This window comes from Kibdelosporangium aridum (assembly GCF_900176515.1).
Taxonomy (GTDB): domain Bacteria; phylum Actinomycetota; class Actinomycetes; order Mycobacteriales; family Pseudonocardiaceae; genus Kibdelosporangium; species Kibdelosporangium aridum.
On record NZ_FWXV01000012.1, the window covers coordinates 134,945 to 148,451 of the forward strand.

Sequence of the window (13,507 nt, forward strand, 5' to 3'; positions counted from 1 at the left end):
CCGTCCTCAGCTTCGGTGGTTAGACAGGGATCGCCTCGATGATGGAGACCGGCGAGCTGGTCGGGACCGCCCTGACGACCTTCAGGCCCGCTTTGGCGAACAGTTCGGTGTACTGCGGCAGCGTGCGTTCCTTGGCGCCGAGCAACAGCAGCAGCCACAGGTCGATGATGTTGCCGATGTGCCGCTCGTTGTTCTCGTTGAGCACGTACTCGATCACGAGCACCTTGCCGTCCGGGGCGATCGCCTCGCGCAGGTTGTTCAGCATCGTCAGGCACGCGTCCTCCGGGAAGTCGTGCAGAACGTGCTTGAGCACATAGGCGTCCGCGCCCGCGGGCAGCTTGTCGAAAGGCGCACCGTTCTCGATCGTGACCCGGTCGGCGACACCGGCCGCTTCCAACACCGGCTTCGCGTCCGTGGTCGCCATTTCCTGGTCGTACAACACACCCTTCGCGTCAGGTGCCTGGTTCAGCATCCCGGCGAGCAGGGCACCACGGCCGCCGATGACGTCGACAATCTTGCTGAACTGCGAGAAGTCGTACGCCGCCAGCACCGGATCGGTCTCCGACTGGGAGATGCTGCCCATCCCCTGGAAGAACTCACCGGCGTACTCGGGGTTGGACATGAGGAACTCGTACGCACCCATGCCGCGCAGCTTCGGCATGTTGGCCTCGCCGGTGCGCACGGACGTGAGCAGGTGGCCCCAGTCTTCCCACAGCAGCGGGTGACCCATCAGCATGGCCATGCCACGCATCGAGTCCGTCGCGTTCTCCCGCAGCGCGTCAGCCATTGGGGTAAGCGTGTACCGGCCATCCGGTTGAATGGCGAATACCGAATAGCCCGACAGCGTGCGCAACAGCCGATACGTTGCCTCGGGATCGGCCCCGACCCGTTTCGCGATTTCCTCCGCGGGCAACGGGCCGTCGGCCAGCACATCCGCGATGCCAAGCTTGGCGGCGGCCGAGATCGCCTGGGTTATCACCGATCCTTGAATCAGGTCGAGCAAGGAGTATGCGGCAGTCTGGTCCCGCACGGCCGGCGCTGCGGACATGGTTTCCCTCCAGAATTTCTAGGCCCTGAGCGGCGACGATAGAGCGGCGCGTTTTATGCCCGCAAACGTCGTTCAACTGGCGAATCCACGCACTCGAACCGGGGTCCACTCAGGCTCGACCAGGATTGGCCGAATCCATGCCAGACTGCCGAAACACCGTATCCACGAAGGAGCGCGCGGAAATGGCGGACAACGGGCAGCAGGTTGCGCTGATCACCGGTGGGACGAGCGGAATCGGCCTCGCGGTCGCCGATACCCTCGCGAGTAACGGGCACAAGGTCTTCATCTGCTCTCGCAGCGCGGAATCGGTCGACGAGACGGTCGGCAAGCTCCGCTCGAACGGCTACCAGGCCGACGGGGCCGTCGCCGACGTCCGGCGCGTCGAGGATGTCAAGCGCCTGGTAGGCACGGCTGTTGAACGGTTCGGGCAGGTCGACATCCTGGTCAACAACGCGGGCCGCAGCGGCGGCGGCACGACCGCTGACATCGCCGACGAACTCTGGTACGACGTCATCGACACCAATCTCAACAGCGTCTTCCTGATGACCAGGGAAGTGCTCACAACCGGGAAGCTTGTGGAACGCGGCTGGGGCCGGATCATCAACATCGCATCGACCGGTGGAAAACAAGGTGTGGTGCTCGGTGCGCCATATTCCGCGTCGAAGCACGGTGTTGTCGGATTCACCAAGGCATTGGGTCTCGAACTGGCCAAGACCGGTGTCACGGTCAACGCCGTGTGCCCCGGATACGTGGAAACTCCGATGGCGCAGCGCGTCCGGCAGGGTTATGCCGCGCATTTCGAGACGACCGAGGAAGCAATCCTCGAGCGCTTCCAGGCGAAGATTCCGCTCGGCCGGTACTCCACCGCCGAAGAAGTGGCCGGAATGGTCAACTATCTGATCAGTGACGCCGCCGCGCCGATCACCGCGCAGGCGATCAACGTCTGCGGCGGGCTCGGCAACTACTAAAGCACTTCGTGGCACAGATGTGGAGGAAAAACGGTGGACGAGACGATCCTGGTGCTGGGCGCGACCGGCAAACAGGGCGGCGCGGTGGCACGCGAGCTGCTGCGCCGAGGACGGGTTGTGCACGCTCTGGTGCGTGATCCGGACAGGCGCCCGGCATTGGCGCTCGCCGAGGCGGGCGCTGTACTCGTGCGCGGTGACATGAATGACGAGGAGTCGTTGCGCGCGGCGATGACCGGGATCACCGCCGTGTTCAGCGTCCAGACGTTCTTGACCCCTGGCGGGGTCGAAGCCGAAGAACGCCAGGGCAAAGCGGTAGCCGAAGCGGCGGCCAAGGCAGGCGTGCACCACTTCGTCTACACGTCGGTCGGCGGCGCGGAACGCTCCACTGGTATCCCGCACTTCGAAAGCAAATGGGCGATCGAGCAACACATCCAGAAGCTCGGCCTGCCCGCGACCGTGCTGCGGCCGGTCATGTTCCACGAATGCTTCAACGACATCACCCCGCGCGTGGTGAACGGCCAGTTCATGCTGGGCCTGGCGGTCCGCCCGGACATCCCGGTGCAGCTCATCGCGACCAGTGACATCGGCCTGTTCGCCGCCGACGCCTTCGACGATCCGGGCACGTGGATCGACCGGCAGATCGAGATCGCGGGTGACGAACTGACCGGACCGCAGATGGCCGAGGCGTTCGAGCGGGCCACCGGAACCCCGACCCGGTATCAGCAACTGCCTCTCGAACCGCTGCGTGGGCGGCGCGACGACTTGGCCGCCATGTTCGAGTGGTTCGAACGTGAGGGTTACCAGGCCGACCTGCCTGCGCTGCGCCGGATGCGGCCCGACCTCGTCTCGCTGGAAAGCTGGGTGCGGACCAGCTGGACTCCGCCCGCCCAGCCGTAGCACCAATGAAGAACGCCCTCATACTGGCCTTCGCCGCGCTGATGCTGGCCGCGTGCGGTACAGGCGGGACGGGCGGCGGGGAGACGATGTCCCTTGTCGGTTTCGCGGTGCCCAAGGCGGCCAACAACGCCATCCAGAAGGCATGGGCCAAGACCGCGCACGGCAAAGGCGTGCGGTGGAAGGAATCCTACGGCGCCTCCGGTGACCAGAGCCGTGCCGTGGTGAGTGGCCTGAAGGCCGACTACGTGCACTTCTCGCTGGAGACCGACGTGACCCGCCTGGTCGGCGCCGGCCTGGTCACCGCGGACTGGAACACCGGCCCCACCAAGGGGATCGTGTCCCAGTCCGTGGTGGTTCTGGCCGTCCGCAAGGGAAATCCGAAGAACATCCGAGGCTGGGACGACATCGTCAAACCCGGCATCGGCATCGTCACCCCCAACCCCGGGTCATCCGGGGCGGCCCGGTGGAACATCCTTGCCGCGTACGGTCAGGTGCTGGCCAAAGGCGGCACGCGACAACAGGCCGAGGAGTACCTGACCGCGTTCTTCCGCAACGTCGACGCGTTGCCGGGCAGCGGCCGCGACGCCACCACGGCGTTCACCGGCGGAACCGGCGACGTGTTCGTCACGTACGAGAACGAGGCGATCCTGGCCCGCCAGAGCGGCGAGGACTTCGACTACGTCGTGCCGGACACCACCCTGCTCATCGAGAACCCTGGTGCGGTACTGAAGGCCGCCGGGCCGAAAGCCGGGAAGTGGCTGGAGTTCGTGCTGGGCGAGACCGGCCAGACCGAGTTCGCCAAGAAGGGTTTCCGCCCGCTCACCCGGATCGCCGCCGTCGACGTTCCCGGCGCGAACGACCCGGCCGATCCGTACCCTGTCCCGAAGGCACTGCTCACCATCGCCAAGGACTTCGGCGGCTGGGACAAGGCCGCCACGGAGTTCTTCGACGAGACGAACGGCGTGATCACCCGGATCCAAAAGCAGGCGGGCAAGTCGTGAGCACGGCCATCTCCCGTTCCCGGCTGACTCGTGCTTCCGGTATCGGTCTCGGGCTGGCCACACTGTGGTTCAGCCTGCTGGTGCTGATTCCGCTGACGGCCGTGCTCGTGGAGACCTCCCGTGGCGGGTGGTCGGCGTTCTGGCGGACGGTCGCCGACGATCAGACGCTGGCGGCGATCGAAATGACTGTGCTGCAAGCACTCGGGGTCACCGGAGTGAACGTGGTCCTCGGCACGCTGATCGCCTGGGTTCTGGTGCGTGACAGCTTCCCGGGCAAGCGTGCGCTCGAGGTTGTCATCGACATTCCGTTCGCGCTGCCGACCATCGTGGCCGGGCTCGTGTTGTTGTCGTTGTACGGCCCGCGAAGCCCGATCGGCGTGGACGTGGCGAACACCCGGGCCGCGGTGTTCCTGGCTTTTCTGTTCGTCACCTTGCCGTTCGTCGTGCGCACCGTGCAGCCCGTACTGTCCGAATTGGACCCTGAGGCGGAGGAGGCCGCGGCATCACTGGGCGCTTCGCCGTTGGTGGTGTTCCGCCGGATCATCCTGCCTGCCCTGTTCCCCGCCATCTCGGCTGGCGCCGCCATGTCCTTCGCCCGGGCCATCAGCGAGTACGGCTCACTGGTGCTCATCTCTGGCAACCTGCCGATGCGTACCGAAGCCGCGTCGGTGCGCATCCTCACTTTCATTGAGAACGGCAACATGGCCGCCGCGTCCGCCGTCGCCGCTGTCCTGCTGATCATCGCACTGGCCGTCATCGTGATTCTCGATGTACTGCAACGGAAGCTGGCCCGTCGTGGGTAGCCGGGTGCGTTGGGTGCTGCGTGCCGTAGCGATCGGCTACCTCGCCATGCTGGTTGTCTGGCCGTTGGTTCTGGTTGTGCAGAACACCTTCGCGGACGGCCTGGACTCCGTGTGGCATGCACTGTCCGATCCGGACGTGACGTTCGCACTGTGGCTGACCGTGCAGGCGACGTTCTGGTCCGTACTGATCAACACGGTGTTCGGGGTCAGCATCTCGCTGCTGCTTGTGCGCTACCGGTTTCCCGGGCGCCGATTGCTGTCCACATTGATCGACTTGCCGCTGTCGGTGTCGCCGGTGGTCGTCGGCCTGGCGTTGGTGCTTGTCTACGGCGGAGTCGACGGCTGGTTCGGCCCGGCGCTGGAGTCCGTGGGCGTCGAGGTCATCTTCGCGATGCCGGGCATTGTGCTGGCCACCGCGTTCGTGGCGCTGCCGTTGGTCATCCGTGAAGTAGTGCCCGTGTTGCAGGAGATCGGCGACGAGCAAGAGCAGGCCGCGCGCAGCCTGGGTGCGACCGCACCGCAGGTGTTCCTACGGATCACATTGCCCGCGATCCGGTGGGCTGTGGTGTATGGCGTGGTGCTCAGCCTGGCCCGGTCGCTCGGTGAATTCGGCGCCGTGAAGATCGTCTCCGGCAATCTGGTTGGCAACACCCAGACCGCGACTCTCGTGGTCGAGCAGAAGTACCAGGACTTCGAGCAGTCCACCGCGTACGCCACGTCGTTCCTGCTGGCCTTCGCCGCCGTGCTGTGCCTGGTCGTGGTGTCGATCATCCGCCCGAAGGAGTCCGCGTCATGAGTATCGACGTCCGTGGTGTGCACAAGAAGTTCGGTGACTTCGTCGCGCTGGACAACGTCTCGGTGACCATCCCGGCGGGCGGGTTGACCGCGTTGCTCGGGCCGAGCGGCGGCGGCAAGTCGACGCTGCTGCGGATCATCGCCGGGCTGGAGGAGGCCGACGCGGGCCAGGTTTTGATCGACGGCGTCGACGCCACCCATCTGCCGCCGCGGAAACGCAATGTGGGCTTTGTCTTCCAGCACTACGCGGCCTTCAAACACCTGTCGGTGTACCGGAACGTGGCTTTCGGGCTGGAGATTCGCAAGCGGCCGGCGCAGGAGGTGCGGGCGCGGGTGCACGAACTGCTGGAGTTGGTACACCTGGAGCAGTTCGCTGATCGGCTGCCCGCACAGCTTTCCGGCGGGCAGCGGCAGCGCATGGCATTGGCGCGGGCACTGGCGGTGGAACCGACCGTGTTGTTGCTGGACGAGCCTTTCGGCGCGCTGGATGCCAATGTCCGCAAAGAGTTGCGGGATTGGTTGCGGCGGCTGCACGACGAGGTCTCGGTCACGACCATCTTCGTCACCCACGACCAGGAAGAGGCGATGGAGGTGGCCGATCAGATCGTGGTGGTCAACGAGGGCCGGGTGGAGCAGATCGGCACGCCGGACGAGCTGTATGACGCTCCGGCGAACGACTTCGTGATGCGGTTCGTCGGTCCGGTGACCGAATTGGACGGAGCGTTGGTTCGGCCGCACGACCTTGAGCTGTACCACGAGAATCCTGGCGGTGGCGCGGTTTTCGGCACGGTCGACCGGGTCGCCCGGGTGGGGTTCGAGGTCAGGGCGTGGCTCGTTGTCCGGGATGATCCGCCTGTGTTGGTGACGCTCACTCGTACCCAGGCAAAGGCGCTCGGTATCAGTCCGGGCGCGAAGCTGTGGGTACGGCCGGTGCCGGGCGCACCCACCGTCCCCACACGCTCCCGGACGCTCGACAAAGTCGGGGTCTGACCTACCAGGGAACGACCCCGTCCTCGGCCAGGCACGCACCCGTCGGGCCCTCGTCGTCCAGCAGTGCCAGCCGGACCGCGATCACGGCACCCTCCGCCGGAGTCCGCCGCCCGCGATGGTTGTTGATGTCCGTTGCCACCATTCCCGGGTCGGCCGCGTTGACTTTGATCGGTGTCTCTCGCAGCTCTTTCGCGTAAGCGATCGTGATGGCGTTCAACGCCGTTTTCGACGACTGGTACGCGATCAGGTTCAGCCGCGCGAACGGGGATTCCGGATCCGAATTCAGCGTCAGCGAACCAATGTGGCTGGACATGTTGACAATTCGCCCGGCTGCCGAACGGCGGAGCAACGGCAGCATCGCATTGGTCACCGACACCACGCCGAACACGTTGGTTTCGTACACCTCGCGAATATCGGCGGCGCTCGCCTCACTCGGCGCTCCGTGGAAGCTGCCGGCGATGCCCGCGTTGTTCACCAGGATGTCCAAGCGGCCGTGGCGTTGCTCGATGTCAGCGGCGGCTTCGGCGGCTGAGGCCGGGTCTGTCACGTCGATCCGCACCGGTTCGACCGTGATGCCGCGGCCTGCCAGTGATTCGGCCGCGTTCTTGCCACGCACCTCGTCGCGCGCGCCGAGGAGTATGACGTTTCCCAATTCGCCGAGCTGCCTGGCGATCTCGAATCCGATGCCTTTGTTGGCGCCCGTGATCAGCGCGATCTTCTCGGCAGGCACGTGATGCGTCCTTTTCTTCTCGCAGGAGGTGTGCGTTCAACTTTCCCGACGTCCGCACTCGAACAAGCGGCAGGCCCGGCCGACTTTGCTGTATTCATCGTAGTGATGCCGATTCAACAGCGACAGCACTGGGGCCGGAAAATGAGAACTGGCGTGATAGTTGTCGGTGCGGGGCCGGTCGGCTTGCTGCTGGCCGGCGAGCTGCGCCTGGGTGGTGCGCAGGTCACCGTCTACGACAAGCTGACCGCGCCGTCCGGGGAGTCCCGCGCGCTCGGCTTCAACCGGCGGGCGGCCGAAACCCTGGACCAACGCGGGCTGCTGCCCCGGCTCGGCGAGTTCCGGTGGGGTCCGATGGGGCACTTCGGCGGCGTCCGGTTCGACCTCGGCATGCTGGACGAAGATCAGAGCGGCGTGCTTGGCTTGTCGCAGGCCAGAACCGAGGCGGCACTGGCGGGCTGGCTGGCCGACCTCGGCGTGCCGGTGCGGCGCGGTTACGAGCTGACTGATCTGCGCGAGACTCCTTCCGGTGTCGTGGTGACTCTTGATGGGCCGCAGGGCGTTGCCGAGGACACCGCCGACTACGTCGTCGGATGTGACGGTCCACAAAGCACAGTCCGGAGGCTGGCGGGCATCGACGCTCCCGGATGGGAGCCCACGCGCGGCATGTACACCGCGGAGATCACCGGGGTGAAGCTGCGCCCGCGCCCGATCGGTGAGCGCCTTCCCGGCGGCAACATGGTCGTGTGCACTCCCCTAGGCGGCGAGGGACGTTACCGCGTCGTCGTCCACGACACGAGCCTGCCTCCACGCCCTGACCCCAATGCGTTGACGTTCAAGGAGGTCGCCGACGCCTGGCAGCGGCTCACCGGCGAGTCCATCCATTCCGCGCAGCCACAGTGGCTCTGGGCATGCGGCAACTCGGCCGCGTTGGCTACCTCGTATCGGCGTGGCCGCGTGTTCCTTGCCGGTGACGCCGCGCACGAGATCCCGCCGCTGGCGGCCTGGGGACTCAGCGCAGGTCTGCAGGACGCGGCAAACCTCGGCTGGAAACTCGCGGCGACGCTCAAGGGCTGGGCCCCTGCTGATTTGCTTGACACGTACCACGCCGAACGTCATCCCGTTGGCCAGCAACTGATCCGCAACGCCCAGGCGGCGGCGAAGATCTACCTCGGCGACGCGGACATGGACCCGATCCGCAGCGTGCTGGCGGAACTGCTGGAACATAAGGATACCGCTGAGCACGTCGCCGGAATCGTCAGCGGGCTCGGGATCCGTTACGACATGGGCCCAGGCGACCATCCATTGCTGGGCAAGCGGATGCCGCCAGATCACGAACTCCCTGACGGCACCCGGATCGCGTCACTGCTGCACAGCGGACGCGGCGTGCTGATCAACCAATCCGCCAACGGCTGGTCCGACCGGATCGACGTTGTCACCGCCAACCCAGGTCTCGGCCTCGACGCGGTGCTGATCCGTCCAGACGGCTACGTCGCATGGACCGCCCCTGGCAGCTCCATCGGCCTCTCCGATGCGCTCAGCCGCTGGTTCGGCGCGCGTGACCGCGTGGGAGCGTTGCAATGAGCGTGATTGTCGTCGGTGCCGGACCAGTCGGGCTGATGCTGGCCGGGGAACTACGCCTCGGCGGCGTCGATGTGGTCGTCTACGAGAAGCTGCCCACCCCGCCGCGGGAATCGCGCGGTGCGAGCTTCACCCGGCGCACAGCTGAGTGCTTCGATCAGCGTGGGCTGCTCACCAGACTGCCGGCGACCGAGCCCGCCGACGGCCATTTCGGCGGCATACCGCTGGATCTGGGCATGTTCTCGGAAGATCACGCGGGCGCTCGTGGCATTCCCCAGTTCCGCACCGAGCGGATGCTCGAGGACTGGGCTCTTGAGCTCGGCGTGCAGGTACGTCGCGGCTGCGAGGTGACCGGCTACCGCGAGACATCTGCGGGGGTCGTGGTGACTCTCGATGGACCACAAGGTCCTTTCGAAGACACAGCGGTGTTCTTGGTCGGCTGTGACGGCGGACGAAGCACGATCCGAAAGCTGGCTGGAATCGACTTCCCCGGCCCGGAACCGACACGCGGGTTCTACACAGCGGACGTCACCGGGATCTCAACCCGCCGCAGGCGCACCGGCGAAGACTTGCCCGGCGGCAGCATGGTCATGGCCATGGACCTGGAAGGCGGCGTCACCCGGGTTGTCGTGCATGAGCGAGGCATGCCGCCGCGTGACCGGGAAACGTTGCGGTTCAACCATCTCGCGGACGCGTGGGAGCGGTTGACCGGTGAGTCCATTCACCATGCGGAGGTTCGGTGGCTGAACTGTTTCACCGACGCTTCCAGGGTGGCGTCTTTGTATCGGGTTGGCCGGGTGTTCCTGGCCGGCGACGCCACTCATGTGCAGCCTCCGGCGATGGCGCAGGGGTTGAGCGTGGGCGTGCAGGATGCCGTGAACCTTGGCTGGAAGCTGGCGGCGACTGTCAAGGGTTGGGCCCCTGCTGGCTTGCTTGATACGTACCATTCCGAACGCCATCCCATTGGGGAGCAATTGGCCCGGAATGCCCGTGCCGCGATCGAACTGCGGTTGACGGGTGCGGACATGGACCCGGTCCGTGGCGTGATGGCGGAGCTCATGTCGCACAAGGGAGCGGCCGAGCACCTTGCTGGGATGTTGAGCGGCCTCGGGATCCGTTACGACATGGGCCCATGCGACCATCCGCTGCTCGGCAAACGCATGCCGCCCGACCACAAACTGACGCTCGCTGACGGCACCCGCACCCGAGTCGCCGACCTCCTGCACTCAGCCCAAGGGTTGCTCATCACTACGAACGATGAATACGGTCAGACCGCCCAAGGCTGGACGGACCGCATCAAGGTCGTCGCGAGTACAACGGCTGTCGCCCCGGACCCCGCGTTGGAGGCGGTGCTGGTCCGCCCCGACGGCTACATCGCCTGGACATCAGCCGCCGGACCAGCCAACAACCTCACCACGGCGCTGAACCGCTGGTTCGGCACAGCGGCACCGAAGTAGAAGGGGCTTGCGGGGCTGCGGGCCCCACAAGCCAGCCTTCACCGCACCGGCAATTCCCGGGGGCCCCTGATTTCACGTTACCAAGGGGGTCCGACAAAACCGGGCGGCGATGGTTCAGCGCCGCTGGCCAGCCACGCTTGCGGGGCTCGCGAAAGCAAGCCCCGCAAGCGATTCGCCTCAGCTGATCGGTTCTATCCAGATGTTGCGGAACCTCGGGTTCTCCCCGGCGTCACCGTGGTCCTGCAGCCTGATCGAGCCAGGACTGGCGTTCTCCGGATCGCCCCCGCCTGTCGAACCGTCGATCTCCACGTTGTTGTGGACTGTCACGCCGTTCCACACCACCGTCACCCGTGCGTTGTCGGTCTTGTTGCCCGCGCTGTCGAAGCGCGCTGCCCGGAACGTGATGTCGTACGTCTGCCACGTCAGTGGTGCGGTCGCGGCGTTGACGTCAGGCGCCTTCTTCGAGTAGATCGCGCCAGCCTCGTCGTTGGCGAGACTGGTGTCACCGTAGGAATCCAGCACCTGGACCTCGTAGCGCTCCTGCAGATACACCCCGCTGTTGCCACGAGCCTGGCCGGTCACGTTCGGGGGGTAGTTCGGCTCGTACCACTCGACGTGCAGCTTGAAATCGCCGAACTTCTGCTTGGTCCGGATGTCCCCGCCGAGGGTTTCCGTCGAGCCACCGGCGATCGGCCATGGTGCGGCACCGCCGGACCGGAGTTCCCACGCGTTGAGGTTGGTTCCGTTGAACAACTGAACGCGCGTGGCCGGGGTAACCGTGATGTTGTCGAGGTTGACGTTGCCTACGTCGCCTGCGTCGAACCGGTAGGAAATCGAGTTCGTGCCTGCGGCGAGGGTCAACTGTTCTGGTTGCAGCGCCCAATTGTCCCACGTGACCGTACTGGACAGACGCACTTGCCGAACCTTCGTACCGTTGACGTACACGCTCACGGACTTGGTGCCAGCACTAGGGTCCGGGCCGTTGGAATACCTCAGGCCGACGTTGTACGTCCCGGCGGTCGGCGCGTTCACGGAAAATGTTGTTGCGGCGCCTTGGTTCCAGTAACCGTCGACGAAGCCAGTGCCTTCGTAGCCCGTGTGGTTGGTGTTGACCGCCGCACCGCCACTCAGCGTCGCGCGTTCCGCCTCGTAGGTCACACTCGTCGCCGGGCCACCCACCATGGAGTTGAGGGTGTACCACGCTTCAGTGCTCCACAACGATGAGCCGGACTCCGAGGAGAACGGCCGCGGCGAACGCACGTGCACGACGCGCCCGGCTTGCAGGCCCGGGATCTGCAGTGTGACCTTCTTGCGGTCGGCCGAAACCGACGCACTCGCGACAGCAAGCGTTTGCTCGTCGACCTTCGGGCCGCCGTACGCGGGCGTCGGCACGTAACGCCATTGCGAGACTTGGTACTTGGCTAGCAGGTTCTGCACAGTCTCGGCCGACAGCGGCTGGGTGTATTCCAGCTCGAACCCGCCTTGGACAGCCCGCATGGCAAGTATGTCGAACGCGTTGGCGCCGTTCGGCGTCACCTTCTGCAGGCCGTAGGCGAGCTTGCCGGGCTGGCCCCAGTTGCCGCCGCCGTCGATGCCGCCGGTGTAGATCGCACCGTCCGGGCCAAGGCTGATCCGGCTCACGCCGGACTCAAGGCCTTGGGTCATACGGAAAACAGCACCCTGGTACTCATCGTTGACCTTCTCAAGGTATGCACGCTGAAGGCCGCCATAGGTCACGTCACCGTAGACAAGCTGCCCAGCGAAGATTCCTTGCTGCAGCATGACTAGGTTGCTAGGCGAATTGGCGATCTCGTTGTGTGGCAGCCATAGCACGGGCGCGGTCACCGGTCGCGCGTCGAACGGGCCCGCCGGGTTGGTGTAGTGGTTGAAGAACCGGTCTTGCTTGACCCGGACGAGTTTGTTCGCGGGCAGCCAACCACCTTGGTTGTCGGTGACGAAGATGTCACCTTCCGGGCCCCAACCGATGCCGTGTGGCGTACGCAGCCCACCGGCGATATAGGACACCTCACCGGTGGCCTTGTCGATTTTGACAGTGGTGCCGCGGTTCGGCGCGGGCTGCGGGTCGGTCGTGGCGCCGCCGTAGTTGATGGCCACCGAAAGGTTGGCGTAGAAGAAGCCGTCCTTGTACAGCAGACCGAACGCGAACTCATGGAAGTTGCCACCGAACGGCCACGTGGCGACCGTCCGGTAGTTGTCCGTCACGCCGTCGCCGTTGGTGTCGTTCAGTTCGACGAGCCGGTGCTTTTCGGACACGTACAACTTGCCGTCGACGTACTTGACGCCCATCGGCTCCTTCAAGTCGCTCGCGACGCGTTGCGCCTGCACGCGTGACGGGTCCGTCTGGCCCGTCACGTTGCTGAGCAGGTAGACCTCGCCGAGTACGTTGTTCGAACCACCCCACGTGGCGATCGCCAGCCTGCCGTCGGGAAGCCAGTCCATCCCGGTGACTTGCGGCTGGAAACCGTTAGGGCGCAGGTTGGTCAACGTGAAGCCGGGGTGCACAGAGGTCAGCGGAAGCCCGTCACCCGGAGAATCCGCTGTGCCCTCACACTCTTTGCGCCCCGGCGACGTCACGCGTACGACATCCGCATCGGTGCTCAGCACCGAGTTCGGCACGACGACGAAGCCCGACGCTCCGGGAGGCTGCCATTCCAACGTGACCTGCTGGTCGTACATGTTGTCGAAATGGTCGATCCGCAACGCGTGATAGCCGGGGCTGAGCTGGATCGACCCGGTCACCGGTGTCGGCGCGTGCAGGCCGTCGTTGTTGATCACGACCTGCCCGTCGATGCGCAGTCTCGAACCGTCATCGCTGGTCAGCCGGAACTGGTAGGTGCCGGCGGTGGTGATGTTGATGTTGCCGGTCACCTCGGACACGAACAAGTCGTTGATCCCGAAGTCGGCCGTACCGGTCCAGTTGATCACCGGCATCAGCTTGTCGACGTTGGGGGTCTGCCCGGACTTGATGGTGCACAGCTTGTCCAGCCCAGTTTGGACATCGAAAACCCGAAGTGTCACCCCAGGCTGTTGCGGCGGCACAGCCGCTTGGGCGGGAGCCGTTACGAATACGGACAGGAACGTGAACAGGACTAACGCCGCAACGAGCGACTGGCGGCATCGTTCGTGGACAGCGAGAAGCATCTTTGCTCCTTGAGGAAGAGGCAGGGTCTCCACCTGACGCCCAGCGAACGTACGAACACTTTCGTCGCAAGTCAACGA

11 protein-coding genes are annotated in these 13,507 nt (G+C 65.4%); 8 read left to right on the plus strand and 3 right to left on the minus strand.

The window, feature by feature from the left end:
- Positions 1 to 19: 19 nt before the first annotated feature.
- Entirely contained in the window at positions 20 to 1,048 is a 1,029-nt protein-coding gene (locus tag B9C43_RS45655) for a methyltransferase (RefSeq protein WP_084433597.1), read from the minus strand.
- A gap of 182 nt (positions 1,049 to 1,230) precedes the next feature.
- Between B9C43_RS45655 and fabG the strand changes: the two genes are divergently transcribed.
- Genes fabG through B9C43_RS45685 form a run of 6 tightly spaced genes read left to right on the plus strand, consistent with a single transcriptional unit; the run spans position 1,231 to position 6,502 of the window.
- Positions 1,231 to 2,016 carry a 3-oxoacyl-ACP reductase FabG gene (fabG, locus tag B9C43_RS45660; protein ID WP_084433598.1) on the plus strand — a complete coding sequence of 262 codons (786 nt, stop codon included), beginning with the start codon at positions 1,231 to 1,233 and terminating at the stop codon, positions 2,014 to 2,016.
- Between the two features lie 33 nt (positions 2,017 to 2,049).
- A complete protein-coding gene (locus tag B9C43_RS45665) occupies positions 2,050 to 2,913 on the plus strand; it encodes an NmrA/HSCARG family protein (RefSeq protein ID WP_143447067.1) in 864 nt (287 codons plus the stop codon).
- A 5-nt stretch (positions 2,914 to 2,918) separates the two neighbouring features.
- Complete coding sequence (locus tag B9C43_RS45670) at positions 2,919 to 3,914, plus strand: sulfate ABC transporter substrate-binding protein (protein WP_084433599.1); 996 nt, start codon at positions 2,919 to 2,921, stop codon at positions 3,912 to 3,914.
- Positions 3,911 to 4,717, plus strand: coding sequence for a sulfate ABC transporter permease subunit CysT (gene cysT / locus B9C43_RS45675; protein ID WP_200826002.1), 807 nt, complete (start codon positions 3,911 to 3,913; stop codon positions 4,715 to 4,717). The genes B9C43_RS45670 and cysT overlap by 4 nt, the downstream gene beginning before the upstream one ends.
- On the plus strand, positions 4,710 to 5,513 hold the full coding sequence (locus tag B9C43_RS45680) for a sulfate ABC transporter permease (protein WP_200826003.1): 804 nt from the start codon (positions 4,710 to 4,712) through the stop codon (positions 5,511 to 5,513). The genes cysT and B9C43_RS45680 overlap by 8 nt, the downstream gene beginning before the upstream one ends.
- Positions 5,510 to 6,502, plus strand: a complete 993-nt coding sequence (locus tag B9C43_RS45685; RefSeq protein ID WP_084433601.1) for a sulfate/molybdate ABC transporter ATP-binding protein — start codon at positions 5,510 to 5,512, stop codon at positions 6,500 to 6,502. Before B9C43_RS45680 ends, B9C43_RS45685 begins: the two co-directional genes overlap by 4 nt.
- A 1-nt stretch (position 6,503) precedes the next feature.
- Here B9C43_RS45685 and B9C43_RS45690 read toward each other — a convergent pair whose 3' ends face one another.
- A complete protein-coding gene (locus B9C43_RS45690; protein WP_084433602.1) occupies positions 6,504 to 7,232 on the minus strand; it encodes an SDR family oxidoreductase in 729 nt (242 codons plus the stop codon).
- Between the two features lie 153 nt (positions 7,233 to 7,385).
- Between B9C43_RS45690 and B9C43_RS45695 the strand changes: the two genes are divergently transcribed.
- Both B9C43_RS45695 and B9C43_RS45700 read left to right on the plus strand, forming a co-directional pair.
- Positions 7,386 to 8,813, plus strand: a complete 1,428-nt coding sequence (locus tag B9C43_RS45695; RefSeq protein WP_235039228.1) for an FAD-dependent monooxygenase — start codon at positions 7,386 to 7,388, stop codon at positions 8,811 to 8,813.
- The gene (locus tag B9C43_RS45700) at positions 8,810 to 10,267 is read left to right on the plus strand and encodes an FAD-dependent monooxygenase (protein ID WP_084433604.1); all 1,458 of its coding nucleotides are present in this window, start codon (positions 8,810 to 8,812) and stop codon (positions 10,265 to 10,267) included. Before B9C43_RS45695 ends, B9C43_RS45700 begins: the two co-directional genes overlap by 4 nt.
- A 177-nt stretch (positions 10,268 to 10,444) precedes the next feature.
- On the opposite strand, the gene B9C43_RS45705 is transcribed toward B9C43_RS45700, so the two are convergent.
- Positions 10,445 to 13,429 carry a 3-keto-alpha-glucoside-1,2-lyase-like domain-containing protein gene (locus B9C43_RS45705; protein WP_084433605.1) on the minus strand — a complete coding sequence of 995 codons (2,985 nt, stop codon included), beginning with the start codon at positions 13,427 to 13,429 and terminating at the stop codon, positions 10,445 to 10,447.
- Between the last annotated feature and the right edge of the window lie 78 nt (positions 13,430 to 13,507).